This is a genomic window from Aeromonas sp. 84A, assembly GCF_051919345.1.
Classification (GTDB): domain Bacteria; phylum Pseudomonadota; class Gammaproteobacteria; order Enterobacterales; family Aeromonadaceae; genus Aeromonas; species Aeromonas veronii.
The window spans coordinates 4,695,001-4,721,478 of record NZ_JBQBEW010000001.1; the positions used below are offsets into that span (position 1 = coordinate 4,695,001).

General features: G+C 55.9%; 24 protein-coding genes and 3 tRNA genes (1 of these 27 only partly in view). 3 read left to right on the forward strand and 24 right to left on the reverse strand.

What is annotated here, in order from left to right; translation table 11 throughout:
• The 22 genes from gmhB to ACTG20_RS21450 form a co-directional block, all read right to left on the reverse strand.
• Positions 1-172 carry the 5' portion of a D-glycero-beta-D-manno-heptose 1,7-bisphosphate 7-phosphatase gene (gene gmhB / locus ACTG20_RS21345; protein ID WP_194494694.1) on the reverse strand. 371 nt of this gene lie to the left of the window's left edge, so the window shows 172 of its 543 coding nt (coding positions 1-172); it begins with the start codon at positions 170-172; its stop codon lies beyond the left edge, outside the window.
• A gap of 113 nt (positions 173-285) precedes the next feature.
• On the reverse strand, positions 286-1,470 hold the full coding sequence (gene tuf, locus ACTG20_RS21350) for an elongation factor Tu (RefSeq protein WP_005339879.1): 1,185 nt from the start codon (positions 1,468-1,470) through the stop codon (positions 286-288).
• A gap of 54 nt (positions 1,471-1,524) precedes the next feature.
• Positions 1,525-3,630, reverse strand: coding sequence for an elongation factor G (fusA, locus tag ACTG20_RS21355; protein ID WP_021229318.1), 2,106 nt, complete (start codon positions 3,628-3,630; stop codon positions 1,525-1,527).
• Positions 3,631-3,705: 75 nt separating this feature from the next.
• Positions 3,706-4,176, reverse strand: coding sequence for a 30S ribosomal protein S7 (rpsG, locus tag ACTG20_RS21360; RefSeq protein ID WP_005339911.1), 471 nt, complete (start codon positions 4,174-4,176; stop codon positions 3,706-3,708).
• A 93-nt stretch (positions 4,177-4,269) separates the two neighbouring features.
• Positions 4,270-4,644 carry a 30S ribosomal protein S12 gene (gene rpsL, locus ACTG20_RS21365; RefSeq protein WP_005306278.1) on the reverse strand — a complete coding sequence of 125 codons (375 nt, stop codon included), beginning with the start codon at positions 4,642-4,644 and terminating at the stop codon, positions 4,270-4,272.
• A 182-nt stretch (positions 4,645-4,826) separates the two neighbouring features.
• A complete protein-coding gene (gene tusB, locus ACTG20_RS21370; RefSeq protein WP_005339909.1) occupies positions 4,827-5,105 on the reverse strand; it encodes a sulfurtransferase complex subunit TusB in 279 nt (92 codons plus the stop codon).
• Between the two features lie 7 nt (positions 5,106-5,112).
• Positions 5,113-5,472, reverse strand: coding sequence for a sulfurtransferase complex subunit TusC (tusC, locus tag ACTG20_RS21375; protein ID WP_005341830.1), 360 nt, complete (start codon positions 5,470-5,472; stop codon positions 5,113-5,115).
• 8 nt (positions 5,473-5,480) lie between these two features.
• Positions 5,481-5,873: a sulfurtransferase complex subunit TusD gene (gene tusD / locus ACTG20_RS21380; protein ID WP_139430114.1), complete on the reverse strand. Its 393-nt coding sequence runs from the start codon at positions 5,871-5,873 to the stop codon at positions 5,481-5,483.
• A gap of 84 nt (positions 5,874-5,957) precedes the next feature.
• A complete protein-coding gene (locus ACTG20_RS21385; protein WP_005339904.1) occupies positions 5,958-6,338 on the reverse strand; it encodes a RidA family protein in 381 nt (126 codons plus the stop codon).
• 24 nt (positions 6,339-6,362) lie between these two features.
• Entirely contained in the window at positions 6,363-7,079 is a 717-nt protein-coding gene (locus tag ACTG20_RS21390) for a helix-turn-helix transcriptional regulator (protein WP_005339902.1), read from the reverse strand.
• Positions 7,080-7,273: 194 nt separating this feature from the next.
• The gene (gene rpoC / locus ACTG20_RS21395) at positions 7,274-11,578 is read right to left on the reverse strand and encodes a DNA-directed RNA polymerase subunit beta' (protein ID WP_194494695.1); all 4,305 of its coding nucleotides are present in this window, start codon (positions 11,576-11,578) and stop codon (positions 7,274-7,276) included.
• Positions 11,579-11,669: 91 nt separating this feature from the next.
• Entirely contained in the window at positions 11,670-15,698 is a 4,029-nt protein-coding gene (gene rpoB / locus ACTG20_RS21400; protein ID WP_439987398.1) for a DNA-directed RNA polymerase subunit beta, read from the reverse strand.
• A 224-nt stretch (positions 15,699-15,922) separates the two neighbouring features.
• The gene (gene rplL / locus ACTG20_RS21405) at positions 15,923-16,288 is read right to left on the reverse strand and encodes a 50S ribosomal protein L7/L12 (protein WP_005306304.1); all 366 of its coding nucleotides are present in this window, start codon (positions 16,286-16,288) and stop codon (positions 15,923-15,925) included.
• A 51-nt stretch (positions 16,289-16,339) separates the two neighbouring features.
• A complete protein-coding gene (gene rplJ / locus ACTG20_RS21410) occupies positions 16,340-16,840 on the reverse strand; it encodes a 50S ribosomal protein L10 (protein WP_005339895.1) in 501 nt (166 codons plus the stop codon).
• Positions 16,841-17,096: 256 nt separating this feature from the next.
• Complete coding sequence (gene rplA, locus ACTG20_RS21415; RefSeq protein ID WP_005339888.1) at positions 17,097-17,798, reverse strand: 50S ribosomal protein L1; 702 nt, start codon at positions 17,796-17,798, stop codon at positions 17,097-17,099.
• A gap of 4 nt (positions 17,799-17,802) precedes the next feature.
• Positions 17,803-18,231, reverse strand: coding sequence for a 50S ribosomal protein L11 (rplK, locus tag ACTG20_RS21420; RefSeq protein ID WP_005339887.1), 429 nt, complete (start codon positions 18,229-18,231; stop codon positions 17,803-17,805).
• Positions 18,232-18,365: 134 nt separating this feature from the next.
• Positions 18,366-18,917 (reverse strand): transcription termination/antitermination protein NusG, encoded by a 552-nt coding sequence (gene nusG / locus ACTG20_RS21425; RefSeq protein ID WP_005306318.1) that lies wholly within the window; start codon positions 18,915-18,917, stop codon positions 18,366-18,368.
• A gap of 9 nt (positions 18,918-18,926) precedes the next feature.
• Positions 18,927-19,298, reverse strand: coding sequence for a preprotein translocase subunit SecE (gene secE, locus ACTG20_RS21430; RefSeq protein WP_005306322.1), 372 nt, complete (start codon positions 19,296-19,298; stop codon positions 18,927-18,929).
• Between the two features lie 60 nt (positions 19,299-19,358).
• Positions 19,359-19,435: transfer RNA gene (locus ACTG20_RS21435), tRNA-Trp, on the reverse strand.
• Positions 19,436-19,488: 53 nt separating this feature from the next.
• The gene (tuf, locus tag ACTG20_RS21440) at positions 19,489-20,673 is read right to left on the reverse strand and encodes an elongation factor Tu (protein ID WP_005341825.1); all 1,185 of its coding nucleotides are present in this window, start codon (positions 20,671-20,673) and stop codon (positions 19,489-19,491) included.
• Positions 20,674-20,841: 168 nt separating this feature from the next.
• A tRNA-Gly gene (locus ACTG20_RS21445) sits at positions 20,842-20,916 on the reverse strand.
• A 38-nt stretch (positions 20,917-20,954) separates the two neighbouring features.
• Positions 20,955-21,039, reverse strand: a tRNA-Tyr gene (locus tag ACTG20_RS21450).
• Positions 21,040-21,302: 263 nt separating this feature from the next.
• On the opposite strand from ACTG20_RS21450, the gene coaA reads away from it, so the two are divergent.
• Positions 21,303-22,241, forward strand: coding sequence for a type I pantothenate kinase (gene coaA, locus ACTG20_RS21455; RefSeq protein ID WP_194494696.1), 939 nt, complete (start codon positions 21,303-21,305; stop codon positions 22,239-22,241).
• A gap of 80 nt (positions 22,242-22,321) precedes the next feature.
• On the opposite strand, the gene birA is transcribed toward coaA, so the two are convergent.
• Positions 22,322-23,287 carry a bifunctional biotin--[acetyl-CoA-carboxylase] ligase/biotin operon repressor BirA gene (gene birA / locus ACTG20_RS21460; protein WP_069555544.1) on the reverse strand — a complete coding sequence of 322 codons (966 nt, stop codon included), beginning with the start codon at positions 23,285-23,287 and terminating at the stop codon, positions 22,322-22,324.
• Positions 23,284-24,321 carry a UDP-N-acetylmuramate dehydrogenase gene (murB, locus tag ACTG20_RS21465; RefSeq protein ID WP_194494697.1) on the reverse strand — a complete coding sequence of 346 codons (1,038 nt, stop codon included), beginning with the start codon at positions 24,319-24,321 and terminating at the stop codon, positions 23,284-23,286. Before murB ends, birA begins: the two co-directional genes overlap by 4 nt.
• A 127-nt stretch (positions 24,322-24,448) precedes the next feature.
• Here murB and ACTG20_RS21470 point away from each other — a divergent pair, with 127 nt between their 5' ends.
• Positions 24,449-25,102 carry a potassium channel family protein gene (locus ACTG20_RS21470; protein WP_005339863.1) on the forward strand — a complete coding sequence of 218 codons (654 nt, stop codon included), beginning with the start codon at positions 24,449-24,451 and terminating at the stop codon, positions 25,100-25,102.
• Positions 25,099-26,454: a TrkH family potassium uptake protein gene (locus ACTG20_RS21475; protein WP_194494698.1), complete on the forward strand. Its 1,356-nt coding sequence runs from the start codon at positions 25,099-25,101 to the stop codon at positions 26,452-26,454. The genes ACTG20_RS21470 and ACTG20_RS21475 overlap by 4 nt, the downstream gene beginning before the upstream one ends.
• The last annotated feature ends 24 nt before the right edge of the window (positions 26,455-26,478 follow it).

Here is a 26,478-nt window from a genome sequence, read left to right on the forward strand (position 1 = left end):
GGGCGATTCCGGACTGGTTAGTGACGACGACCAGTAGATAGCCTTTCTTTTTGAGGAGCTGCAGAGCGTCTATGACTCCGGGCAGAAAATGGAAATCATCGACCTGGCTGACATAGCCAGTGTCTTCATTGATGACACCGTCACGATCCAGAAAAATGGCGGGGTTGCTCACGGAAACTACCTCTATCAATGGTTTTGCCCAGTATCTCACAGGCCATAAATAGCCCCAAAAATAAAAGGGGTGGCCGAAGCCACCCCTTTTCATGTTTGTATATAACGAATCGATTAGGCGATTACGCTAGCTACAACACCAGCACCTACGGTACGGCCACCTTCACGGATAGCGAAACGCAGGCCGTCGTCCATTGCGATCGGAGCAATCAGGGTAACAACCATTTTGATGTTGTCGCCCGGCATTACCATCTCTACGCCTTCCGGCAGTTCGATGGTACCGGTCACGTCGGTAGTACGGAAGTAGAACTGCGGACGGTAGCCTTTGAAGAACGGGGTATGACGACCACCTTCTTCTTTGGACAGTACGTACACTTCAGATTCGAACTTGGTGTGCGGCTTGATAGAACCCGGCTTGGCCAGTACCTGACCACGCTCTACGTCTTCACGCTTAACACCACGCAGCAGCGCGCCGATGTTCTCGCCTGCACGACCTTCGTCCAGCAGCTTACGGAACATTTCAACACCGGTACAGGTGGTAGAAACGGTATCTTTGATACCAACGATTTCTACAGTCTCACCTACTTTAACGATACCGCGCTCTACACGACCGGTAACTACGGTACCACGGCCAGCGATAGAGAATACGTCTTCGATAGGCATCAGGAACGGTTGGTCAATCGCGCGCTCCGGCTCCGGGATGTAGGTATCCAGGTGGCCAGCCAGCTCGATGATCTTCTCTTCCCACTGAGCGTCGCCTTCCAGCGCTTTCAGCGCGGAACCACGAACTACCGGCAGGTCATCACCCGGGAAGTCGTACTCGGTCAGCAGTTCACGAACTTCCATCTCAACCAGTTCGAGCAGCTCTTCGTCATCAACCATGTCACACTTGTTCATGAACACGATCATGTACGGGATACCAACCTGACGACCCAGCAGGATGTGCTCACGAGTCTGCGGCATCGGGCCGTCAGTCGCCGCTACTACCAGGATCGCGCCGTCCATCTGGGCAGCACCGGTGATCATGTTTTTAACGTAGTCGGCGTGACCCGGGCAATCTACGTGGGCGTAGTGACGGGTAGCGGTGTCGTATTCTACGTGGGAGGTGTTGATGGTGATACCACGCTCACGCTCTTCCGGTGCCTTGTCGATCTGGTCGAAGGCGAAAGCTTTACCACCGAAGTGCTTGGCCAGCACGTTGGTGATAGCTGCAGTCAGGGTGGTTTTACCGTGGTCAACGTGGCCGATGGTACCGACGTTTACGTGCGGTTTATTACGCTCAAATTTTTCTTTAGACACGACGTAGTCCTTCTAGGTTAAACCCGCCTACCGTCGTAGGCGGGGAATCTTAAATTACTTGGATTTGCGCTCTTCGATCACGGCTTGTGCAACGTTGGTCGGTGCATCGTGATACTTGGCGAATTCCATGGCGTAGGAAGCACGACCTTGGGTAGCGGAACGCAGTGCAGTTGCATAACCGAACATTTCGGCCAGCGGCACCAGAGCACGTACGATCTTGCCGGACGGGCCATCTTCCATACCTTCGATCAGGCCACGACGACGGTTCAGGTCACCGATAACGTCGCCCATGTAATCTTCCGGAGTTTCAACTTCTACTTTCATGATCGGCTCGAGCAGAACCGGGTTGGCTTTCATGAAGCCAGCCTTAAAGGCCATGGAAGCAGCGATTTTGAACGCCAGTTCGGAAGAGTCGACATCGTGGTAAGAACCGAAGTGCAGACGCACACCCAGATCCATAACCGGGTAACCAGCCAGCGGACCAGATTTGAGCTGCTCACGGATACCTTTATCAACACCTGGGATGAATTCACCAGGAATGACACCACCTTTGATGTCGTTGACGAATTCGTAGGCTTTGCCTTCTTCCAGCGGGTACATGTCGATAACAACATGACCGTACTGACCGCGACCACCAGACTGCTTGGCATGCTTGCCTTCGATGTCTTTAACGGTGGTACGGATGGTTTCACGGTAAGCAACCTGCGGCTTACCTACGTTGGCTTCAACCTTGAACTCGCGGCGCATACGGTCAACGATGATGTCCAGGTGCAGCTCACCCATACCAGCGATGATGGTTTGACCTGACTCTTCGTCAGTCCATACGCGGAAGGACGGATCTTCCTGAGCCAGACGGCCCAGAGCCAGACCCATCTTCTCCTGGTCAGCCTTGGTTTTCGGCTCAACCGCGATAGAAATTACCGGCTCCGGGAATTCCATACGCTCGAGGATGATCGGTGCGTTCGGGTCACACAGGGTGTCACCAGTGGTCACGTCTTTCAGACCGATGGCAGCAGCGATGTCACCAGCGCGTACTTCTTTGATCTCTTCACGCTTGTTGGCATGCATCTGAACGATACGGCCAAAACGCTCGCGCTTGTCCTTGACGGAGTTCAGCACGGTGTCACCGGAGTTGATCACGCCAGAGTAGACACGGAAGAAGGTCAAGTTACCAACGAACGGGTCGGTAGCGATCTTGAACGCCAGAGCAGAGAACGGCTCGTCATCGGAAGCGTGACGCTCGTCTTTGGTCTCGCCGTCCATTTTCAGGCCGTCGATAGCAGCAACGTCGGTCGGAGCCGGCAGGTACTCGATCACGGCATCCAGCATGGCCTGTACGCCCTTGTTCTTGAACGCGGAGCCACAGGTTACCAGGATGATTTCGTTGTTCAGCACGCGCTGACGCAGAGCACCTTTGATCTCTTCCTCGGTCAGCTCTTCGCCGCCCAGGTATTTTTCCATCAGGTCTTCAGACGCTTCAGCAGCGGCTTCAACCAGATTCATGCGCATTTCTTGCGCCTGTTCCAGCAACTCGGCCGGGACGTCTTCGTAATCGAAGGATACGCCCTGATCAGCTTCATTCCAGTTGATGGCTTTCATCTTGACCAGGTCAACAACGCCCTTGAAGTTCTCTTCAGAGCCGATGTTCAGCTGAAGGGGAACCGGAGTACCTTTCAGACGGGTCTTGATGTGCTCAACGCAGCGCAGGAAGTTGGCGCCGGTACGGTCCATCTTGTTGACGAACGCGATACGGGGAACCTTGTACTTGTTAGCCTGACGCCATACGGTTTCAGACTGTGGCTGTACGCCACCTACGGCACAGTACACCATCACGGCACCGTCCAGAACACGCATTGAACGCTCTACTTCGATAGTAAAGTCAACGTGGCCCGGGGTATCGATGATGTTGATACGGTGCGGTTGGAACTGTTTACCCATACCGGACCAGAAAGCGGTGGTCGCGGCGGAGGTGATGGTGATACCACGCTCTTGTTCCTGTTCCATCCAGTCCATGGTGGCAGCGCCATCGTGAACTTCACCGATCTTGTGACTTACACCGGTGTAAAACAGTACGCGCTCGGTAGTAGTAGTCTTACCGGCGTCAATGTGAGCGGAGATACCGATGTTACGATAACGCTCAATGGGGGTTGTACGAGCCATTGTCATCCTCTTACTAAGGCGCTTGTCCCTAGATAATTAAAGGTGCGCAGAGTCAAAAGACCCTGCGCAAGCGGATTACCAGCGGAAGTGAGCGAAGGCTTTGTTCGCTTCAGCCATACGGTGAACGTCTTCACGTTTCTTGACAGACGAACCCTTATTGTCAGCGGCATCCAGCAGCTCGCCAGCCAGACGCTGAGCCATTGATTTTTCACCACGTTTACGAGCGGCATCAACCAACCAGCGCATTGCCAGGGCATTGCGACGTACCGGACGAACTTCTACCGGCACCTGATAGGTTGCACCACCGACGCGACGAGATTTAACCTCGACCGCCGGACGAATGTTATCCAGAGCTTCTTCGAATACGGCCAGGTGCTCTTTGCCAGATTTGGTGGCAATGATGTCCAGGGCGCCATAAACAATGGCTTCTGCAACAGATTTCTTACCGTCAACCATTACTACGTTGACAAATTTAGCCAGCAGCTCTGATCCGAACTTGGGATCTGGCAGGATTTTACGCTGACCAACAACACGACGTCTTGGCATTTCAAATTCTCCGTAACTTCAGGGATTACCCAAAACTAGAAAGCTATCTAACTAGAAACGAATTAACGTTTGGCCTTACTTAACGGAGAACCATTAAGCTTTAGGACGCTTCACGCCATACTTGGAGCGAGCCTGCTTACGGTCTTTAACACCGGCACAGTCCAACGCACCACGAACGGTGTGATAACGAACACCTGGCAAGTCTTTTACACGACCGCCACGGATCAGAACAACAGAGTGCTCTTGCAGGTTGTGACCTTCACCGCCGATGTAGGAGGTGACTTCGAAGCCGTTGGTCAGACGTACACGGCACACTTTACGCAGTGCAGAGTTAGGCTTCTTCGGGGTGGTGGTATATACACGAGTGCATACGCCACGCTTCTGAGGGCACGCTTCCAGCGCCGGCACGTTGCTTTTCACAACGAGCTTGATGCGTGGCTTGCGAACCAACTGGTTAATAGTTGCCATCAAAAGGCTCCTGATAATGACTTCATAAACGTGTGGAAAATCCTCCCCGCAGATACGGGGACGCGAAATTTTATGCCCTGTTGTCTGGGGAGTCAAGATTTATACAATTTGCGTCACAAAAGGGCAATTCGGATCCGTTTGATTTCACGACATCACCTTGAATTTTCTTGAAAATATGCTTCTCAGCCACCCCAGGTGCGCGGAGAACCTTTTTGCGCAATCAGTGCCACCAGACCCGCCATATCGAGCACATTGCCCACCCGATGCTGCAAACCGCGAGCTTGCAGATCTTCCTGCATTACATAAAGCGGGATACCCGCCAGCCGCGCGCTCCACTGGGGAGCCGATGCCGCAATCACGGCATCCTGCATCAGTACCAGCTCATCCTCGGGCTGAAGGTATGAGAGCGCCTCTGCCAGAGCCTGACTCTGAAAGGGGGAGTTCAATATCAGATGCAACATGGAGACCTCAAAAGCTGATGTGAGTCGAACATTGTGCCCAGCGCCGAGCCAGTTCCTGGCGCGGCAGACTCTCGACGGGGATCAGCAGATCATCTACTGTCACACCACGCTCTGCCAGCGAGTCAGCACAAACATAGACCTCTTCGATGTCGTAGAGTTCCAGCATTTTGAAGGTGGGGGCGTAGTGGCGCTGCAAAATGGCGGCAGGCTGCTGCTCCTTGAGCAGCTGCAGCACGCCGTCCCCAATCAGGAAGAGGGCCAGCTCATCGGTCATGGCCGAGGTGGCCAACAAGGCATCCAGTCCTTCCCGGCCAGCGGCATGGCCATGGGGACCACGACTGCAGATAAAGGCGATTTTCTTGCTCATGACTCCCCCTAGAACTGAACCAGTCGATCGGCGGTGAGCGCTGCCTCGGCCAACTGGCCCAGACCGCTCAGGCAAAATGGCGCTTGCAGATTGAAGTGCACCTGCCCTGCCCCCTTGGCCTCCTGCTCATCGAGCACACCGCGCCGCATGGCGGCGGCGACACAGACGTCGATACAGATCCCCTGCTCTTCTGCCAGCTCTCGCCACAGACGCACCAGGTCAGTCTCATCGGATGCAGGCAGATGCAGACCGTTGCCGTTGCAGACCCCATCCTGATAGAAGAACAGGTGGGACAAGGTATGCCCCTGTGCCAACAGGGTGCGGGCAAAACGATAGGCTGTGCTGGCCGATTGGGTGCCATAGGCAGGCCCCGTGACCAGGATGGCAAAACTCAGACTCATAGCAGGACTCCTGTGCTGACCCGGTCCATTTTACGCCAAAAACAAAAAAGCCCCTGCCAGGAGGGGCTTGATTCAATCTGTTGATCAGAGATGGGCAATCGCCTCGACCTCGACCAGCACATCTTTCGGCAGACGGGCCACCTCCACGCAGGAGCGGGCTGGCGCCGCATCGCCAAAGTAGCGGGCATAGACCTGATTGAAGGCAACGAAGTTGTTCATGTCGCTCAGGAAGCAGGTGGTTTTGACCACTTTGCTGGCATCGGCACCGGCAGCGTGCAACACGGCAACCAGGTTCTTCATCACCCGTTCGGCCTGCTCTTCAATGCCGCCAGCCACGATTTCCATGGTGGCAGGATCGAGCGGGATCTGCCCGGAGGTGAAGATCATCTCGCCAACCTTGGTAGCCTGAACATACGGACCAATCGCGGCAGGCGCCTTGTCGGTTGCAATCACTTCTTTAGCCATTCATCTATCCCCTTCTGGAATGAGTTACTCGTTCTCGTCTTCACCCTGCTTGCGCTGTCGGATGTAAAGATAAACGGTATGTTTTGAAATATTGAGTTTGTCCGCCACCAGATTGATCGAATCCTTGATGTCGAAAATGCCCTTCTCGAACAGCTGGGTCACGATGAAGCGATTCTTGGCATTGTTGGCCACGGTGGGATCACGGTTGATCTCGTCGATAGTGTTATCCACCGTCTGGGCAACCAGCTCTTCCACGCTATTGGCGAAGGTCTCTGGTGACTGACGCGCCGCCTGCTGGGGCGTCGGGAAAAATTCGGCCACGAACTCGTGGAAAGGCGCATTGATGTGCAGGTTGATGCAGATAAGCCCCACCACTTGCCGCTCGCTGTTGCGAATGGCGATAGTGCTCGACTTCATCAGCGCGCCGGTACGGCTGCGAGCGAAATAGCTCTGGGTGTAATCCTGGCCGGTGCTCTCGATGTCCTTGAGCATGCGCAGGGCGAGATCGGTGATGGGCGCCCCGAGGGTGCGTCCGGTATTGAAGCCGTTAGCGATCTTGATCACCGACTCGTGCAGATTTTCCAGGGAGTGGAGAACCACTTCACAATGCTTGCCGAACAGCTCGGCCAAGCCATCGATGAGCCCATCGTATGAGCGCAACAATTCCCTGTCTTCATCTGTAAAAGTGCGGCTGATCAGCTGTTCTTCGGGAAGCATGGCTTCCTCGATACCGACAGTCATGTTCTACCCCTGTAATAACCATTCAACTTTCCCGAGTTTTAAATTGCAGGGGAGTAAAGTCAACTTTTTTTGATTTTTTACTCTACAACTTTGCTCTGGATCATCCTGAAACCCGCGCTGCGTCTACCATTGCCGAGGAATTGGCCAACAAAAAGGGCTCCTTGAAGGAGCCCTTTTCAATCACGGATGACGAGTTACTCTTCGTCGAAGCTACCGGCTGCGTTCAGCAGATCCGCCAGGTTCTGCTCCGCTTCATCAGCGGTCACCTGCGGGGCACCAACAGCACGAGCTGCGGCAGCACGCTGGTTGATCCGGCTGTGGTGGTAGGCAAAGCCGGTACCAGCCGGGATCAGACGACCCACGATGACGTTCTCTTTCAGACCACGCAGTTCATCACGCTTGCCACCTACGGCGGCTTCGGTCAGAACGCGAGTGGTTTCCTGGAAGGAAGCCGCGGAGATGAAGGACTCGGTGCTCAGAGATGCCTTGGTAATACCCATCAGTACATGACGGTAGGTCGCAGGGGTCTTGCCCTCGGCAACCAGCTTACGGTTGGCAATCTTCACACGAGCCACTTCAACCTGTTCGCCTTCGATCAGATCGGTATCGCCAGCGCTCAGGATCTCGCACTTGCGCAGCATCTGACGAACGATGACTTCGATGTGCTTGTCGTTGATCTTAACGCCTTGCAGACGGTAAACGTCTTGCACTTCGTTGGCGATGTAGTTGGCGACCGGGCTGATACCGCGCAGACGCAGGATGTCGTGAGCAGACTCAGGACCGTCCGCCAGCACTTCACCCTTCTCAACTTTTTCACCTTCGAACACGTTCAGGTTACGCCACTTCGGAATCATCTCTTCGTAGACGTTGCCACCATCGGTCGGGGTGATGACCAGACGGCGTTTGCCCTTGGTCTCTTTCCCGAAGGAGATGGTACCGGAGATCTCGGCCAGAATTGCCGGTTCCTTCGGTTGACGTGCTTCGAACAGATCCGCAACGCGCGGCAGACCACCGGTGATGTCCTTGGTACCGCCAGACTCTTGCGGGATACGCGCTACCGCGTCACCCACGCCCACGTTGGCACCATCTTCCAGGTTCACGATCGCCTTGCCCGGCAGGAAGTACTGGGCGGCTACATCGGTACCCGGGATCATCACGTCTTTGCCGTTCAGGTCGACCAGTTTAACGGTCGGACGCATCTCTTTACCGGCGCTCGGACGCTCGTTGACGTCCAGAACAACGATAGAAGAGAGACCGGTCAGCTCGTCGGTCTGACGAGTGATGGTCACGCCATCGATCATGTGTTCGAACTGCAGGCGACCTGCCACTTCGGTGATGATCGGGTGGGTGTGCGGATCCCAGTTGGCAACGGTCTCGCCAGCACTCACGGCCTGGCCATCCTTCACTTCCAGCACGGAACCGTAAGGCAGCTTGTGGCTTTCCTTGGTACGGCCCATGTCGTCCATGATGGTCAGTTCGGTAGAACGTGAGGTGATAACCAGTTTGTCATCGCTGTTGTGAACGAACTTGGCGTTCTGCAGCTTGATGGTACCTGTGTTCTTGACCTGGATGCTGCTTTCAGCAGCGGCACGAGATGCAGCACCACCGATGTGGAAAGTACGCATCGTCAGCTGGGTACCCGGTTCACCGATGGACTGGGCGGCGATAACACCGACTGCCTCACCCTTGTTAACCAGGTGACCACGGGCCAGATCACGGCCGTAGCAGTGAGCACAGTTACCGAAGTCGGTTTCACAGGTGATGGCAGAACGTACCTTCACACGGTCAACGGAGTTACGCTCCAGCAGGTCACACAGCTGCTCGTCGAGCAGGGTGTTGCGAGCAACCAGGATCTCGTCCTCGGTACCCGGCTTGATGACATCTTCTGCCACCACACGACCCAGCACGCGCTCACGCAGCGGCTCGACCACGTCGCCACCCTCGATCAGCGGAGTCATCCACAGACCGTCGGTAGTGCCGCAATCGTCCTCGGTGATCACCATGTCTTGCGCCACGTCTACCAGACGACGAGTCAGGTAACCGGAGTTCGCAGTCTTCAGTGCAGTATCGGCCAGACCCTTACGAGCACCGTGGGTAGAGATAAAGTACTGCAGTACGTTCAGACCTTCGCGGAAGTTCGCGATGATCGGGGTCTCGATGATGGAGCCATCCGGCTTGGCCATCAGGCCACGCATACCGGCCAGCTGACGGATCTGGGCGGCGGAACCACGCGCACCAGAGTCGGCCATCATAAAGATGCTGTTGAACGAGGCCTGCTCTTCTTCTTCACCCAGCGAGTTGACGTTACGCTCTTTGGACAAGTTCTCCATCATGGCCTTGGAGACGCGCTCGTTGGCGCTGGCCCAGATATCGATAACCTTGTTGTAACGCTCGCCCGCAGTTACCAGACCTGACAGGAACTGGTCCTGGATCTCGGCAACTTCGGCTTCGGCTGCCGCGATGATGTCTTTCTTGGCATCCGGGATGACCATGTCATCGATACCAACGGAAGCACCGGACAGGGCCGCGTAGTGGAAACCGGTATACATCAGCTGGTCAGCGAAGATAACGGTGTCCTTCAGGCCCTGCTTGCGATAGCAGGTGTTCAGCAGACGAGAGATGAGCTTTTTGCCCAGCGCCTTGTTGGATACGCACTTGATCCAGTTCTGCGGATTGGCATCCAGATCAGCCTGTTCTGCAGCAGTCAGCACCTTCGGCTCGTCGATCAGGGCGTATTCCATACCTTTGGGCAGGATCAGGCTCAGGATCGCACGACCAACGGTGGTGTTCTTCATCTCGGTGTGTTCACGCAGAGAACCGTCTTCCTGACGCAGGTATTCGGTAATGCGTACTTTCACACGAGCATGCAGATCGGCCAAACCGGCGCGATATACTTTCTCGGCTTCTTTCGGGCCGGCCAGCACCATACCTTCGCCTTTGGCGTTGATACGGGCACGGGTCATGTAGTACAGACCCAAGACCACGTCCTGAGAAGGAACGATGATCGGCTCACCAGAGGCAGGCGACAGGATGTTGTTGGTAGACATCATCAGCGCACGCGCTTCCAGCTGGGCTTCCAGGGTCAGCGGTACGTGGACCGCCATCTGGTCACCATCGAAGTCCGCGTTATACGCAGCACAAACCAGCGGGTGCAGCTGGATTGCCTTGCCTTCGACCAGAGTCGGTTCGAATGCCTGGATACCCAGACGGTGTAGAGTCGGTGCACGGTTCAGCAGAACCGGGTGTTCGCGGATCACTTCGTCCAGGATATCCCAAACGACAGCTTCCTCACGCTCCACCATCTTCTTGGCGGCCTTGATAGTGGTCGCCAGACCGCGGGTTTCCAGTTTGCCATAGATGAACGGCTTGAACAGTTCCAGCGCCATCTTCTTCGGCAGACCGCACTGATGCAGACGCAGAGTCGGGCCTACGGTGATAACGGAACGACCGGAGTAGTCGACACGCTTACCGAGCAGGTTCTGACGGAAACGACCCTGCTTACCCTTGATCATGTCGGCCAGGGATTTCAGCGGGCGCTTGTTGGAACCGGTGATGGCACGACCGCGACGGCCGTTATCCAGCAGGGCATCGACGGACTCTTGCAGCATACGCTTTTCGTTGCGCACGATGATGTCCGGAGCAGCCAGATCCAGCAGACGCTTCAAGCGGTTGTTACGGTTGATCACGCGACGGTACAGATCGTTCAGATCGGAAGTCGCGAAACGGCCGCCGTCCAGGGGTACCAGCGGACGCAGGTCCGGCGGCAGCACAGGCAGCACTGTCATGATCATCCACTCCGGCTTGTTGCCGGACTGCAGGAAAGCTTCCATCAGCTTCAGACGCTTGGTGGTCTTCTTGCGCTTGGTCTCGGAGTTGGTTTGATCCAGCTCCTCACGCATGGTTTTGACTTCACCTTCCAGATCGATAGCGCGCAGCAATGCCAGGATTGCTTCGGCACCCATCTTGGCGTCAAATTCGTCGCCCCACTCTTCCAGCGCATCCAGGTACTGCTCTTCAGAGAGCATCTGGCTGCGTTCGAGGTTGGTCATACCCGGCTCGATTACCACGAAAGATTCGAAGTAGAGCACGCGCTCAATGTCGCGCAGGGTCATGTCCAGCAGCAGACCGATACGGGACGGCAGGGACTTCAGGAACCAGATGTGGGCAGTCGGGCTGGCCAGCTCAATGTGGCCCATACGCTCACGACGGACCTTGGTCTGGGTCACTTCAACGCCGCACTTCTCACAGATCACACCACGGTGTTTCAGGCGCTTGTACTTGCCGCACAGACACTCGTAGTCCTTCACCGGTCCGAAGATACGGGCGCAGAACAGACCATCACGCTCCGGCTTGAAAGTCCGGTAGTTGATGGTCTCAGGCTTTTTGACCTCACCGAATGACCAGGAGCGGATCATGTCAGGAGAGGCCAGACCGATCTTGATACTGTCAAACTCTTCGGTCTTGGTCTGAGCCTTCAAAAACTTGAGTAAGTCTTTCACGTGTTTCCCCTGTCAGGAGTCTAACCTCGGCGCCCCGGCTGCCAAAACAGCGGGGCGCCCACGTCAATTCTCGAACAATAAGAGCGAGCTCTTATTCTTCGTCCAGCTCGATGTTGATACCCAGAGAGCGGATTTCCTTCAGCAATACGTTGAAGGATTCGGGCATGCCCGGCTCCATACGGTGGTCGCCATCCACGATGTTCTTATACATCTTGGTACGGCCATTCACATCGTCAGACTTGACGGTCAGCATTTCCTGCAGGGTATATGCCGCACCGTAAGCCTCCAGGGCCCACACTTCCATCTCACCGAAACGCTGACCACCGAACTGAGCCTTACCACCCAGCGGCTGCTGGGTAACCAGGCTGTAAGAACCGGTAGAACGCGCGTGCATCTTGTCGTCGACCAAGTGGTTCAGCTTGAGCATGTACATGTAACCAACGGTTACTTTACGCTCGAAGCGGTTACCGGTACGGCCATCGAACAGATCAATCTGACCGGATTCCGGCAGATCGGCCAGCTTCAGCAGGGCTTTGATTTCGCGCTCTTTGGCACCATCAAACACTGGAGTAGCAACCGGCAGACCCTTACGCAGGTTACCCACCAGGGTACGTACGTCGTCATCAGACAGTTCGGCGATGTTCACTTGCTGGGTGTCCTTCTCGCCCAGGTCATAGACCTGTTGCAGGAAGTTGCGCATCTCGTGCAGCTCGCGCTGCTCTTTGACCATGCGATCGATCTTCTCGCCGATACCCTTGGCCGCAAGGCCCAGGTGCACTTCGAGGATCTGACCGATGTTCATACGGGATGGTACGCCCAACGGGTTCAGTACGATGTCGACCGGACGGCCGAACTCGTCATGAGGCATATCCTCGACCGGACAGATCTTGGAGATAACACCCTTGTTACCGTGACGGCCCGCCATCTTGTCACCCGGCTGGATGCGACGCTTGACTGCCAGATAAACCTTGACGATTTTCAGTACGCCCGGTGCCAGATCATCACCCTGGATAATCTTGCGACGCTTGTTCTCGAATTTCTTGTCGAACTCGGCTTTCAGCTCAACGTGCTGTTCAGCGATCTGTTCCAGTTCGGTCTGCTTGCCTTCGTCTTCGATGGCCAGTTCAAACCACTTGGAGCGATCGAGCTTGTTCAGACGATCTTCGCTGTAACCGGCGGCCAGCAGCAGGTTGCGGGAGCGGCCGAAAATGCCGTCTTCCAGGATCTTGAACTCTTCGGTCAAGTCCTTCTTCGCTTCCTTCAACTGCATCTCTTCGATTTCTTTGGCGCGCTTGTCTTTTTCCACGCCATCGCGGGTAAAGACTTGCACGTCAACCACGGTACCGTACACACCGTTCGGTACACGCAGGGAGGAGTCCTTCACATCGGACGCCTTCTCACCGAAGATGGCGCGCAGCAGCTTCTCTTCCGGCGTCAGCTGGGTTTCACCTTTCGGGGTTACCTTACCGACCAGAATGTCGCCGCCCTTCACTTCAGCACCCACGTAGACGATACCGGACTCGTCCAGCTTGGACAGAGCGGCTTCACCCACGTTCGGGATGTCAGCAGTGATCTCTTCCGGACCCAGCTTGGTGTCACGGGAGATACAGGCCAGTTCCTGGATATGGATGGTGGTCAGGCGATCTTCCTGAACAACACGCTCGTTCACCAGGATCGAGTCTTCGAAGTTGTAACCGTTCCACGGCATGAACGCGACGCGCATGTTCTGACCCAGCGCCAGTTCACCCAGATCGGTGGACGGGCCGTCAGCCAGTACGTCGCCAGCCATGACCGGCTCACCCAACATCACACAAGGACGCTGGTTGATACAGGTGTTCTGGTTGGAACGGGTGTATTTGGTCAGGTTGTAGATGTCGATACCGGCTTCGCCTGGCATCAGCTCATCTTCATTGACCTTCAGGACGATACGGGAGGCATCGACATAGTCGATTACGCCGCCACGCTTGGCTACTACGGTTACACCGGAGTCAACGGCCACAGCGCGTTCCATACCGGTACCTACCAGCGGCTTGTCTGCACGCAGAGTCGGTACAGCCTGACGTTGCATGTTTGAACCCATCAATGCGCGGTTCGCGTCATCGTGTTCCAGGAACGGGATCAGAGCGGCTGCCACAGATACGATCTGCTGCGGGCTCACGTCCATATACTGGATCTGGTCGGCGTTCATAAAGGTGGATTCACCTTTGTGACGGCACGGGATCAATTCATCTTTCAGACGGCCATCTTCGGTGGTCGCGGCGTTAGCCTGTGCGATCACGTACTTGCCTTCTTCAATAGCAGACAGGTAGTCCACTTCGTCGGTGATCACACCGTCAATGACCTTACGGTACGGGGTCTCGAGGAAACCGTACTCGTTGGTACGAGAGTACACGGACAGAGAGTTGATCAGACCGATGTTCGGACCTTCAGGAGTCTCGATAGGGCACAGACGACCGTAGTGAGTCGGGTGTACGTCTCGGACTTCAAAGCCGGCACGCTCACGAGTCAAACCGCCCGGGCCCAGCGCGGAGATACGACGCTTGTGGGTCACTTCGGAGAGCGGGTTGTTCTGGTCCATAAACTTGGACAGCTGGCTGGAACCAAAGAACTCTTTGACTGCGGCAGAGATCGGCTTGGCGTTGATCAGATCCTGCGGCATCAGGGTGTCCAGGTCGCCCAGGGAGAGACGCTCCTTGACCGCACGCTCGACACGCACCAGACCGACGCGGAACTGGTTTTCAGCCATTTCACCGACAGAACGGATACGACGGTTACCCAAGTGGTCGATATCGTCCACTTCGTCGTTACCGTTACGGATGTTGATCAGGCGCTTCATCACATCGACGATGTCGTCTTTGGTCAGTACACCAGCGCCAGTCTCGTCTTCACGACCCAGACGGCGGTTGAACTTCATCCGACCTACGGTAGACAGGTCGTAACGCTCGGCGGAGAAGAACAGGTTTTCGAACAGCTGTTCTGCAGCTTCGCGAGTAGGCGGCTCGCCCGGACGCATCATGCGATAGATCTCGACCAGCGCTTCCAAACGGTTGGAGCTGGAGTCGACACGCAGGGTCTCGGACATGTAAGCACCGTGATCCAGTTCGTTGGTGAACAGAACCTCGAAATGCTTGAAGCCGGCTTGGGACAGGTTGGCGATCGCTTCCAGGCTCAGTGCCTGGTTGGCGGTCACGACCATCTCGCCAGTTTGCGGATGTGCGTAGTCCTTGGCAGCAACCTTGCCAACAACATACTCAACCGGAACCTCAATCTGGGTAACGGCGTCTTTTTCCAACTGACGGATGTGACGCGCAGTCACACGACGACCGGTCTCAACCACCACGGCGCCATTGGCCACGATGTCAAAGGTCGCAGTTTCACCACGCAGACGCTCCGGCACCAGATCCATCATCAACTTGCCATCTTTTACTTCAAAACCGATGGTCTCGAAGAAGGTGGCCAGGATTTGTTCGGAAGTGAAGTCCAGGGCGCGCAGAATAATGGATGCTGGCAGTTTGCGACGACGGTCGATACGGACAAACAGGTTGTCTTTCGCATCAAACTCGAAGTCCAGCCAGGAGCCACGGTAGGGGATAACGCGAGCGTTATACAGTACCTTACCGGATGAATGAGTTTTGCCTTTATCGTGGTCGAAGAAGACGCCCGGGCTGCGGTGCAGCTGGGAGACGATAACCCGCTCGGTACCATTGATAACAAAGGTGCCGTTCTCGGTCATGAGCGGAATTTCGCCCATGTATACTTCTTGTTCCTTGATGTCTTTGACGGTGCCGGCAGCTGCTTCACGGTCGTACAGAACCATACGAAGCTTGACACGCAGCGGCGCGGAGTAGGTCACTCCACGGATCTGGCATTCTTTTACGTCAAATACCGGCTCACCCAGGCGATAGCTGACATACTGAAGCTCAGCACTACCGGAGTAACTGGTGATCGGGAAAACGCTACGGAAAGCGGCCTCTAGGCCATATTCACCTTCCGGGTCAGCCTCGATGAACTGCTTGAAGGAGTCCAGCTGAATGGACAACAGATAAGGCGTGTCCAGTACCTGGTCTCGCTTACCGAAGTCCTTACGAATGCGTTTTTTTTCGGTATAAGAGTAAACCATAGGGTTCCTCAGCTCGCTGATAAGTGACCCACTCTGTCCCGCGGGACAGCTCTGTCTCAACACCGTTTTGTGTTGGCCCGGACGAAAGAAGACAGTCCGGATTGCTGGTGCACCGAGAGTCGTAAACGGTGTGAAATGCTCTCAGTCTACAGCGCAAAAAGGCTGGTGAACAAAAATTCACCAGCCCTAGCCTGTTTTATCAGGCTAATCTACATAAATGCAGATTATTTGATCTCAACAGAAGCACCGGCAGCTTCCAGCTCTTTCTTCAGAGCTTCAGCTTCGTCCTTGGACACGCCTTCCTTCAGGTTAGCCGGAGCAGCTTCTACCAGATCTTTGGCTTCTTTCAGGCCCAGACCGGTAGCGCCACGAACGGCTTTGATAACGGCAACTTTGTTGGCGCCAGCAGCAGTCAGAACTACGTCGAACTCGGTCTTCTCTTCTACTGCTTCAGCAGCAGCCGGGCCAGCCATTACGGCAGCAGCGGCAGAAACACCGAACTTCTCTTCCATAGCTTCGATCAGCTCAACAACTTCCATTACGGACATGGAAGCAACGGCTTCGATGATTTGGTCTTTAGTGATAGACATGACAAAAATTCCTGATGTTGAATAAACTCAAACAGCCTAAATAGGCGAGAATCAAGCAGCAGCTTGTTTCTGGTCGCGAACAGCAGCGATAGTACGAACCAGCTTGCCAGCAGAGGCTTCTTTCATAGTAGCCATCAACTTCGCAATTGCTTCTTCGTAAGTCGGCAGCGTGGCCAGACGATCAATTTGTGCTGCGGCGATAAACTCACCGTTAAAAGCGCCAGCCTTGATTTCGAACTTTTGGTTCGCTTTGGCAAACTCTTTGAACAGACGAGCAGCAGCGCCCGGGTGTTCGTTAGAGAAAGCAATCAAGGTAGGACCGGTAAATGCGTCGTTCAGGCACTCGTATTCGGTACCTTCTACCGCGCGACGCAGCAGGGTGTTACGCACAACGCGCATGTACACACCGGCTTCACGAGCGGTTTTACGCAGGACGGTCATCTTGTCTACAGTTACACCGCGAGAATCGGCAACAACTGCAGAAAGAGCGCCTTTGGCAGCTTCGTTGACTTCAGCAACAATTGCCTTTTTGTCTTCGAGTCCCAATGCCATTGGCTTAACTCCTGGATTGAATCCGGGTCTATTGACCCAGTACTGACACATCCCCCCTACCTTTACAACAGAGGGGAACGATGCGGTAGCAGGATTCCAGAAGAGAAAGAATCTTTCTCGCTGGGTTTCCGGCACCGTCTACGCAGGAAACATTAAGGCTTTGCAGCCTCCTGCGGTCTTGGACGGAGGTCGAAACCCCCAACCAATCAAGGCGCAAAATTATAGATTAAATTTTGCGCCTTGTAAAACCCATCAATTAGGCCTGAGCTTCCAGAGAAGCTTGGTCTACGGCAACACCGGCACCCATGGTGGTGGAGATGCTGACTTTCTTGATGAATTGACCTTTGGCGGAAGAGGGCTTGCCTTTTTTCAGGGCAACCAGCAGAGCTTCCAAGTTTTCTTTCAGCTGAACTTCGTTGAAAGAAACCTTACCCAGAGTGGTATGGATGATACCATTCTTGTCGTTACGGTAACGAACCTGACCAGCCTTGGCGTTCTTGACAGCTTCGGCAACGTTAGGAGTTACAGTACCAACTTTCGGGTTCGGCATCAGGCCGCGCGGGCCCAGGATTTGACCCAGTTGACCAACAACGCGCATGGCATCCGGGGATGCGATAACTACGTCGAAGTTCATCTCGCCTTTCTTAACCAGATCGGCCAGGTCATCCATACCTACCAGGTCAGCACCGGCAGCTTTTGCTGCTTCGGCGTTGGCACCTTGAGTAAATACGGCAACGCGTACATCACGACCGGTACCGTGCGGCAGTACAGTAGCACCACGTACGTTCTGGTCAGATTTACGAGCGTCGATACCCAGGTTGACAGCAACGTCAACGCTTTCAACGAACTTGGCGGTAGCCAGTTCTTTCAGCAGGGCAATGGCTTCGTTGATGGAGTACTCTTTGGTACCGTCAACTTTTTCGCGAATAACGCGCATACGCTTGGAAAGTTTAGCCATTGTCTTAATCCTCCACTACCAGACCCATGGAACGAGCGGAGCCTGCGATGCAACGTACTTTTGCATCCAGATCGGCACCAGTCATATCCGGCTCTTTGGTCTTGGCGATTTCTTGCAGCTGGGCAACGGTCACCTTACCAACCTTGTCTTTGTTCGGCTTGGAAGAACCAGACTTGATGCCAGCAGCTTTCTTCAGCAGGAAGGAAGCAGGCGGAGTCTTGGTTTCGAAGGTGAAGGAACGGTCGCTGTAAACGGTGATCACGACCGGAGTCGGTGAACCTTTTTCCAGCTTCTCTGTACGAGCGTTGAACGCCTTACAGAATTCCATGATGTTAACACCGTGTTGACCCAGTGCAGGACCAACGGGAGGAGACGGGTTGGCTGCACCAGCAGCAACCTGCAGCTTGATATAAGCTGTGACTTTCTTAGCCATTAGGAAAATACCTCAAAAATGGGTTCTAGCGCCTCGGAGACTTGCTCCTGCAAACGGCTCCCCAACTAATAAAGGGGCAGCGAATTATAGAGATATTCACTGCCCCTGACAACCGTTAAACGTACAGAATTCAATCAGCCTTTTTCGACCTGACCAAAATCCAGTTCAACAGGAGTAGAACGACCGAAGATCAGTACAGAGACCTTCACGCGGCTCTTCTCATAATCTACCTCTTCAACGGTACCGTTGAAGTCGGCAAACGGACCATCGGCAACTCGCACCATTTCACCCGGTTCAAACAGGGTTTTCGGACGCGGCTTGTCGTGGGCATCCTGCAGACGGTTCAGGATGGCATCGGCCTCTTTGTCGGAGATCGGTGCCGGACGGTCGGAAGTACCGCCGATGAAGCCCATTACACGCGGTACGTTACGTACCAAGTGCCATGTGGTTTCATCCATGATCATCTGGACCAGGACATAACCCGGGAAAAACTTGCGCTCACTCTTGCGCTTCTGGCCAGCACGCATCTCGACCACTTCTTCGGTCGGGACCAGTACTTCACCGAACATGTCTTCCATGCCATGCATCTTGATATGTTCGCGCAGGGACTTGGCTACACGGCCTTCATAGCCGGAAAAAGCCTGCACGACATACCATCTCATACGTTGTTCACGTTGTTCAGTCATGGCTTATCCTTACACACCGGTAATCAGGTTGACCAACCAGACCAAGGCACCGTCCAGAACGAACAGCAGCAGCCCCATCACGGCGGTCACCGCCAGCACAATCAGGGTTGTCTGAATGGCCTCCTGACGGGTCGGCCATACGACCTTGCGGACTTCCAGGCGAGACTCACGGGCGAATGCCAGTGTTGCCTTTCCCTTGGTGGTTTGCAGGGCTACTGCACCAGCAGCAGCAATGACAACGACCACACCCAGGGCGCGGACGGCAGCGACAACATCGTTGAGCAGGTAATTACCCACTACAGCGGCCGCCAGGATAATGAAAACCAGGCCCCAAAGCAGGGTATCCTTGCTTCCGCCCTGGCTCTCAGAACTAACACTCATACAACCCACCTGTATCTGACGTAACCAAAGACACAAAAGCCCCGTACGAGACGAGGTATATGGCAGGGGCGGCAGGACTCGAACCCGCAACCATCGGTTTTGGAGACCGCTGTTCTACCAATTCGAACTACGCCCCTACACAAGAAAGCCCCTATTATAGGGGCTTTGCTTTATTTATGTAAGCCAAAGATTAAGCGATAACTTTAGCTACAACACCAGCACCTACGGTACGGCCACCTTCACGGATAGCGAAACGCAGGCCGTCGTCCATCGCGATCGGCGCAATCAGGGTAACAACCATCTTGATGTTGTCGCCCGGCATTACCATCTCTACGCCTTCCGGCAGTTCGATGGTACCGGTCACGTCGGTAGTACGGAAGTAGAACTGCGGACGGTAGCCTTTGAAGAACGGGGTATGACGACCACCTTCTTCTTTGGACAGCACGTACACTTCAGATTCAAACTTGGTGTGCGGCTTGATGGTGCCCGGCTTGGCCAGTACCTGACCACGCTCAACTTCTTCACGCTTCACGCCACGCAGCAGGGCGCCGATGTTCTCGCCTGCACGACCTTCGTCCAGCAGCTTGCGGAACATTTCAACACCAGTACAGGTGGTAGAAACGGTATCTTTGATACCAACGATTTCTACGGTCTCACCTACTTTAACGATACCGCGCTCTACACGACCGGTAACTACAGTACCACGGCCAGCGATAGAGAATACGTCTTCGATCGGCATCAGGAACGGCTGGTCAATCGCACGCTCCGGCTCCGGAATGTAGCTGTCCAGGTGACCAGCCAGTTCCAGGATCTTCTCTTCCCACTGAGCTTCGCCTTCCAGCGCTTTCAGTGCAGAACCACGAACTACCGGCAGGTCATCACCCGGGAAGTCGTACTCGGACAGCAGTTCACGAACTTCCATCTCGACCAGTTCCAGCAGCTCTTCGTCATCTACCATGTCACACTTGTTCATGAACACGATGATGTACGGAACGCCTACCTGACGACCCAGCAGGATGTGCTCACGAGTCTGCGGCATCGGGCCGTCAGTCGCTGCTACTACCAGGATCGCGCCGTCCATCTGGGCAGCACCGGTGATCATGTTTTTAACGTAGTCGGCGTGACCCGGGCAATCTACGTGGGCGTAGTGACGGGTAGCGGTGTCGTATTCTACGTGGGAGGTGTTGATGGTGATACCACGCTCACGCTCTTCCGGTGCCTTGTCGATCTGGTCGAAGGCGAAAGCTTTACCACCGAAGTGCTTGGCCAGCACGTTGGTGATAGCTGCAGTCAGGGTGGTTTTACCGTGGTCAACGTGGCCGATGGTACCCACGTTAACGTGCGGTTTATTACGCTCAAATTTTTCTTTAGACATGATCGTCCCTCTAAACTAACGCTGAGTACGCGGTGGCAAGCTAACCACAGAACAGTTTATATGATGGATTTGAATCTGGTGGGAAAGAGAGAGGTACTGATGGCTGGTTCGCTTGCCGAACTCACCCTAGGGTGCGGCTCTGCTAACGCCTGAGCCATATCAGCATCTTGGAGCGGGCAGCGGGAATCGAACCCGCATCATCAGCTTGGAAGGCTGAGGTAATAGCCATTATACGATGCCCGCATTTCTCTAACCCAAAGAACTCAAACCGCAGAGAAATATGGTGGAGGGAGAAGGATTCGAACCTTCGAAGGCAGAGCCGTCAGATTTACAGTCTGATCCCTTTGGCCGCTCGGGAACCCCTCCAGACGCCAGATTGTCACAACGGTAATTCTGCTTGCACCCGTTGTGTTTATCGCTTTTGCACGGCAAATAGACGACAGACAGTCAAGCGTCGCGCATTTTATTGTAAGGTTTTGGGGGATGCAACCATTGAACCCGGCAAAATATGCTTTATTGCTGGGAAGTTTGCAAAAAAGCGGGGGCAAACAAGCCAATCCTGCTGCGTCCCTTGTCGCTCCCCCACCCTTGGTGTATGGTCGCCGTGCCCAAGAAACAGTGATGACACCATGACGACAGAGCATAACCCCTATCTGCAATTCACCCGCGAACAATGGGCGTTATTGCGCGATTCGGTCCCCCTGACCCTGACCGAACACGATCTGCAGACCCTGCGCGGGATCAACGAGAAGGTGTCATTGCAGGAAGTGGAAGAGATATATCTGCCTCTCTCCCGCCTGCTCAATCTCTATGTCAAAGCCAAACAGCGTCGCAGCCGGGTGCTGGAGCAGTTCCTCGGCCAGTCCCGCGGCAAGGGCACCTATATCATCAGCATTGCCGGCAGCGTGGCGGGGGGCAAAAGTACCACAGCCCGTATTCTGCAGGCCCTGCTGGAGCGCTGGCCGGAACATCCGCGGGTGGAGCTGGTCACCACCGACGGCTTCCTCTATCCCAACAAGGTACTGGAAGAGCGCGGCCTGATGCGTCGCAAGGGGTTCCCGGAATCCTACGATATCCGCCATCTGGTGGAATTTGTCGCCAATATCCGCGCCGGTCACGAGAAGGTCGAAGCGCCGGTTTACTCCCACCTTATCTACGACATCATACCCGATGAGAAAAAGGTGGTGGAGCAGCCGGACATCCTGATCCTGGAAGGGCTCAATGTGCTGCAAAGCGGCATGGACTACCCTCAGGAGCCCCATCGGGTCTTCGTGTCAGACTTTGTCGACTTCTCCATCTATGTGGATGCCGATGCCGAACTGCTGCGTACCTGGTATATCGAACGCTTCCTGAAATTCCGCAGCGGCGCCTTCTCGGATCCCGACTCCTACTTCCATAACTACGCCAAGCTGGCGGAGAGTGAGGCGACCCAGATCGCGAGCAACATCTGGCAAGATATCAACTATCTGAATTTGCAAGAAAATATCCTGCCAACGCGTGAGCGAGCCAACCTGATCATGACCAAGGGCCATGAGCACGCCATCGAGCAGATCAAACTGCGCAAATGATGACTGCAGTTGCCGGATAACGAAGAGGGGGCCCGCAGGCCCCCTCTTCTATTTGGCATCATGAGCGGCCTTGCTGACCCTCAGTCGCCCCGGCGCAGGGAGAGCTCGCCCCCCAGATAGAATTTGATCCCTTCGCCTGTCTCCAGTCGCAGGGCGCCGCGATCGTCGATACCACGAGCGATGCCGCGGATCTCCTGATCCCCCATCAGCAAGCGCACCGGGCGACCGGCAAAGTGATCGAGGCGGTTCCACTCATCGACAAAGCTTGCCAACCCCTGTTGCTCAAAGGTGTGCAGCGCCCGCTGCAGATGGACGATCATCCGGGCCGCCAACTGATTGCGATCGACCAGCTCGGGATTGATGTGGCGCAGCTCGGCCCAGGCTTGATCGATCTTCTCCCCTTCACGGGCAGGCATCGCCAGATTGAGACCGATGCCGATCACCAGATGACAGCTGGCCCCGGCGCTACCGCTCATCTCCACCAGTATTCCCGCCAACTTGCGGCCCTGATAGTAGAGGTCGTTCGGCCACTTGAGCTCGACGCCTTGATAGCCAAGGGACTCCAGCGCTTCAACCACTGCCACGCCGACCGCCAGACTCAGCCCCATGGCCGCCGCCATGCCTTGTTCGAGTCGCCAGTACATGCTGAGGATCAGCTGGCAACCAAACGGCGAAATCCAGGGTTTGCCACGACGACCGCGCCCGGCGGTCTGACACTCGGCCAGACAGCTCTCGCCAGAGCGCAGCTCATTGACCCGATCCAGCAGGTGTTGGTTGGTCGAGCCTATGACCGGAAAACAGTGCACCGGCGCCATCGGGGCCAGTACCTGCAAGGTGGCCTGATCATATAGCGCCATCGGCACCGCCAGCCGGTAGCCTTTGCCGGTCAGGCTAAAGAGATCCAGCCCCAGCTCCTTGAGCGCCGCCATGTGTTTGCTTACCGCCGCCCGGCTGATGCCGAGCTGCTCACCCAGCTGTTCGCCGGAGTGAAACTGGCCGTCGCTAAGCAGGGTGATCAGGGTCTGTCTGATGGGAGTCAACGTCATGAGAGCACCTCGTCGAGCCAGGTTTCACCATGCGCACCCATAAAACGCACCTCGTGCTCCAGCACCACGCCAAACGTCTGCTCCACACTGTCGCGGACATGAGCCGCCAGCGCGATCAGCTCCATGGCAGTGGCGCCCCCCAGATTGACCAGCACCAGCGCCTGCTCCTGATGGACGGCGGCGCGACCAATGGCGAAACCTTTCAGGCCGCACTGATCGATGAGCCAGCCCGCCGCCAGCTTGGCCTGCCCTTCTCCGGCCGGATAGCAGGGCATCTGCGGATAGCGCGCCTTGAGATTCTCCACCAGCGCGGCAGGCACCACCGGATTCTTGAAGAAGCTGCCCGCATTGCCGAGCACCGCAGGATCCGGCAGCTTGGCCATGCGGGTGGCACAGACGGTATCGAAGATGGCCTGCGCCGGAGGCTCATCACCGAGCGCCGCCAGTGGGCCATAGCCCAGCACCGGTTGCCACGCCTTGGGCAGTTTGAGTCCGATGGCGGTGATCAGGTGGGAATCCTGATACTCCTGTTTGAAGATACTGTCGCGATAACCGAAGCGGCACTCTGCCGCCGCGATCCGTTCAACCTCGCCACTCTGCCAGTTGAACGCCTCGACATAGGCGCAGAAGTCGGCCAGCTCAACGCCATAGGCACCGATGTTCTGCACCGGCGCGGCACCGACCGTACCGGGAATGAGCGCCAGATTCTCCAGCCCGAACCAGCCCTGTTGCAAGGTATGACGCACCAGCTGATGCCAATCTTCACCCGCCGCCACATGGAGCAACCAGTGATCGCCACCATCTTCAGCGGTAATCCCCTTGAGCCGGTTGAGCACCACCAGACCGAGAAAATCGGTGGTGAAGAGCATGTTGCTGCCGCCGCCCAGATTGAGGCGCGGCAGCTGGTTGAACTGCGGATCGGCACGCAGGGTCGCCAGATCGGCAACCTGCTCCACCTCGGCCAGCCAGAGGCAGTACGCATCGAGGGCAAGGGTGTTGAGCTTCAACAAGGAGGCGTTGGCATTCAGTTTCATCGGTCTATCCCGGCTTGGTGCAAGGGCGCAGTCTACCTCAAGTTGCCCCATGACGAAAAACCCGAGCCCTTTTCGGGGGAATAGCAGTGGTTTAGAGTAGGCGACTTCAACTGCTGAGGAATAACTCATGAACAACCAGTTTGCCGTCATCGGCCTGGGCCTGTTTGGCAGCGCCCTGTGCGAAGAGCTGCAACGGCAAGATGCCGAAGTACTGGCCATCGATATCGACGAGAGCAAGACCCGGCAAATCGCCGCCCTCTGCAATCACGTTATCGTGGCGGATGCCACCGATGAGGCCACCGTGGCCGAGCTGGGACTGGCCAATTTCGATATCGTCTTCGTTGCCATCGGTGACAACCTGGAGACCAGCATCCTCACCACCCTCGTCTTGAAAGAGGCAGGCGTGAAGAAGGTGTGGGTCAAGGCGCGCGACAAGTTCCACGCCAAGATCCTGCAGAAAGTGGGCGCCGACAAGGTGATCAACCCGGAGTGGGACATGGGCCGCCGGGTCGCCCAGAGCATGCTGGACAACCGGCTGTTCGACTATCTGGAGCTGGGCCACGACATGGTGCTGACCGAGTTCGTGATCGGCCTGCAACAGAACGGCCGGGAACTAGGCGACTTCCACCTGCTGCAACAGAGCGATTTCCAACTGCTCGCCATCAAGCGTGGTGATGTGCTGCACAACGTGCTGACCGGCAAGATGGAGCTGCAACTGGGCGACATCCTGATCCTGGCGGGCAACAAGCACGCCATCGACCACTGGCTTGAAACCCTATGATCAACTGGCGCAGCAGCTACGCCTTCGCCCTCCATCGGGAGCAGGACTCTCGCTGGAGCGAAGCCCGGCTGATCCTCGGCAGCTTTCTGATCATTCTGCTGATTGGCACCATCTTTCTGGTGCAACCCTCCAGCCACAATGGCGAGGTTACCTTCGTCAACGCCCTGTTTACCGCCACCTCGGCCATCAGCGTGACAGGTCTTGGCGTGGTGGATACAGGCACCGCCTTCACCCTGCAGGGGCAGATTTTTCTGTTGATGCTGATGGAGATCGGCGGTCTGGGCCAGATGACCATGACCCTGCTGCTGATCGCCATCTTCAGCAAGCGGGTCGGTCTGCGCCAACAGGTGCTGGCCAAGGAGGCGCTGGGACAGGAAGGCTCGGTCAACATCATTCAGCTGGTCAAACGGATCGTGCTGTTCGCCTTTATTGCCCAGCTGATCGGCACCGGCATCATGGCGATCCGCTGGGTGCCCGAGATGGGGTGGGTGCACGGCCTCTATGTCAGCTTCTTCCACGCAGTATCGGCCTTCAACAACGCCGGGTTTTCGCTGTTTGCCAACAACCTGATGGACTATAGGGACGACCCCATCATCAGCCTGACCATCGCCGGTCTGCTGATCCTGGGGGGGATCGGCTTTACCGTCATCGTCGATCTGGTGCGCAACCGCCGCTGGCGCAAGCTGAAGCTGCACAGCAAGCTGATGCTGCTGATGACCCCGGCGCTGCTGCTGGCCGGTACCCTGATGTTCTGGCTGCTGGAACACAACAACCTGGGCACCCTCGGCAAGGCCGGTGTCGGTGGCCAGCTGCTGGCTGCCTTCTTCCAGTCTGCCAGCGCCCGTACCGCCGGTTTCAATACCATAGATATCGGGCTGATGACCCCGGCGGCGCTGCTGTTCCTGATGATGCTGATGTTTATCGGTGCCGGTGCCACCTCGACCGGTGGCGGTATCAAGGTGACCACCTTCGCGGTCGTGCTGCTGGCGACCAAGGCGTTTCTGACCAAACGGCCCCATGTCACCGCTTTTGGCCGCACTCTGTCGCCCCAGACCGTGACCCGCTCGCTGGCTATCATCATCGTCAGCACCATGGTGCTGATGCTGGCGATGTTCCTGCTGATGGTGACCGAGGATCTGCCGTTCGACAAAATCATGTTCGAGACCATCTCGGCATTTGCCACCGTCGGCCTCTCTACCGGCATCACCGCCTCCCTGAGCGAGCCGGGCAAGCTGATCCTGGTACTGGTGATGATCTGCGGCCGTCTCGGCCCTCTGACCCTGGCCTTTATGCTGGCCCGCCCGGTCGAGACCCGCATCCGTTATCCGGAAGAGAACGTCTATACCGGCTGACCGGTTATGAACACGGGGCAGCCA

What these genes read in the sequence shown, in the direction of transcription:
- fusA (WP_021229318.1), bottom strand. Translation starts at nt 3,630, where the DNA reads ATGGCTCGTACAACCCCCATTGAGCGTTATCGTAACATCGGTATCTCC.
- rpsG (WP_005339911.1), bottom strand. Translation starts at nt 4,176, where the DNA reads ATGCCAAGACGTCGTGTTGTTGGTCAGCGTAAAATCCTGCCAGATCCC.
- rpsL (WP_005306278.1), bottom strand. Translation starts at nt 4,644, where the DNA reads ATGGCAACTATTAACCAGTTGGTTCGCAAGCCACGCATCAAGCTCGTT.
- tusB (WP_005339909.1), bottom strand. Translation starts at nt 5,105, where the DNA reads ATGTTGCATCTGATATTGAACTCCCCCTTTCAGAGTCAGGCTCTGGCA.
- tusC (WP_005341830.1), bottom strand. Translation starts at nt 5,472, where the DNA reads ATGAGCAAGAAAATCGCCTTTATCTGCAGTCGTGGTCCCCATGGCCAT.
- tusD (WP_139430114.1), bottom strand. Translation starts at nt 5,873, where the DNA reads ATGAGTCTGAGTTTTGCCATCCTGGTCACGGGGCCTGCCTATGGCACC.
- ACTG20_RS21385 (WP_005339904.1), bottom strand. Translation starts at nt 6,338, where the DNA reads ATGGCTAAAGAAGTGATTGCAACCGACAAGGCGCCTGCCGCGATTGGT.
- ACTG20_RS21390 (WP_005339902.1), bottom strand. Translation starts at nt 7,079, where the DNA reads ATGACTGTCGGTATCGAGGAAGCCATGCTTCCCGAAGAACAGCTGATC.
- rpoB (WP_439987398.1), bottom strand. Translation starts at nt 15,698, where the DNA reads ATGGTTTACTCTTATACCGAAAAAAAACGCATTCGTAAGGACTTCGGT.
- rplL (WP_005306304.1), bottom strand. Translation starts at nt 16,288, where the DNA reads ATGTCTATCACTAAAGACCAAATCATCGAAGCCGTTGCTTCCATGTCC.
- rplJ (WP_005339895.1), bottom strand. Translation starts at nt 16,840, where the DNA reads ATGGCATTGGGACTCGAAGACAAAAAGGCAATTGTTGCTGAAGTCAAC.
- rplA (WP_005339888.1), bottom strand. Translation starts at nt 17,798, where the DNA reads ATGGCTAAACTTTCCAAGCGTATGCGCGTTATTCGCGAAAAAGTTGAC.
- rplK (WP_005339887.1), bottom strand. Translation starts at nt 18,231, where the DNA reads ATGGCTAAGAAAGTCACAGCTTATATCAAGCTGCAGGTTGCTGCTGGT.
- nusG (WP_005306318.1), bottom strand. Translation starts at nt 18,917, where the DNA reads ATGACTGAACAACGTGAACAACGTATGAGATGGTATGTCGTGCAGGCT.
- secE (WP_005306322.1), bottom strand. Translation starts at nt 19,298, where the DNA reads ATGAGTGTTAGTTCTGAGAGCCAGGGCGGAAGCAAGGATACCCTGCTT.
- tuf (WP_005341825.1), bottom strand. Translation starts at nt 20,673, where the DNA reads ATGTCTAAAGAAAAATTTGAGCGTAATAAACCGCACGTTAACGTGGGT.
- coaA (WP_194494696.1), top strand. Translation starts at nt 21,303, where the DNA reads ATGACGACAGAGCATAACCCCTATCTGCAATTCACCCGCGAACAATGG.
- birA (WP_069555544.1), bottom strand. Translation starts at nt 23,287, where the DNA reads ATGACGTTGACTCCCATCAGACAGACCCTGATCACCCTGCTTAGCGAC.
- murB (WP_194494697.1), bottom strand. Translation starts at nt 24,321, where the DNA reads ATGAAACTGAATGCCAACGCCTCCTTGTTGAAGCTCAACACCCTTGCC.
- ACTG20_RS21470 (WP_005339863.1), top strand. Translation starts at nt 24,449, where the DNA reads ATGAACAACCAGTTTGCCGTCATCGGCCTGGGCCTGTTTGGCAGCGCC.
- ACTG20_RS21475 (WP_194494698.1), top strand. Translation starts at nt 25,099, where the DNA reads ATGATCAACTGGCGCAGCAGCTACGCCTTCGCCCTCCATCGGGAGCAG.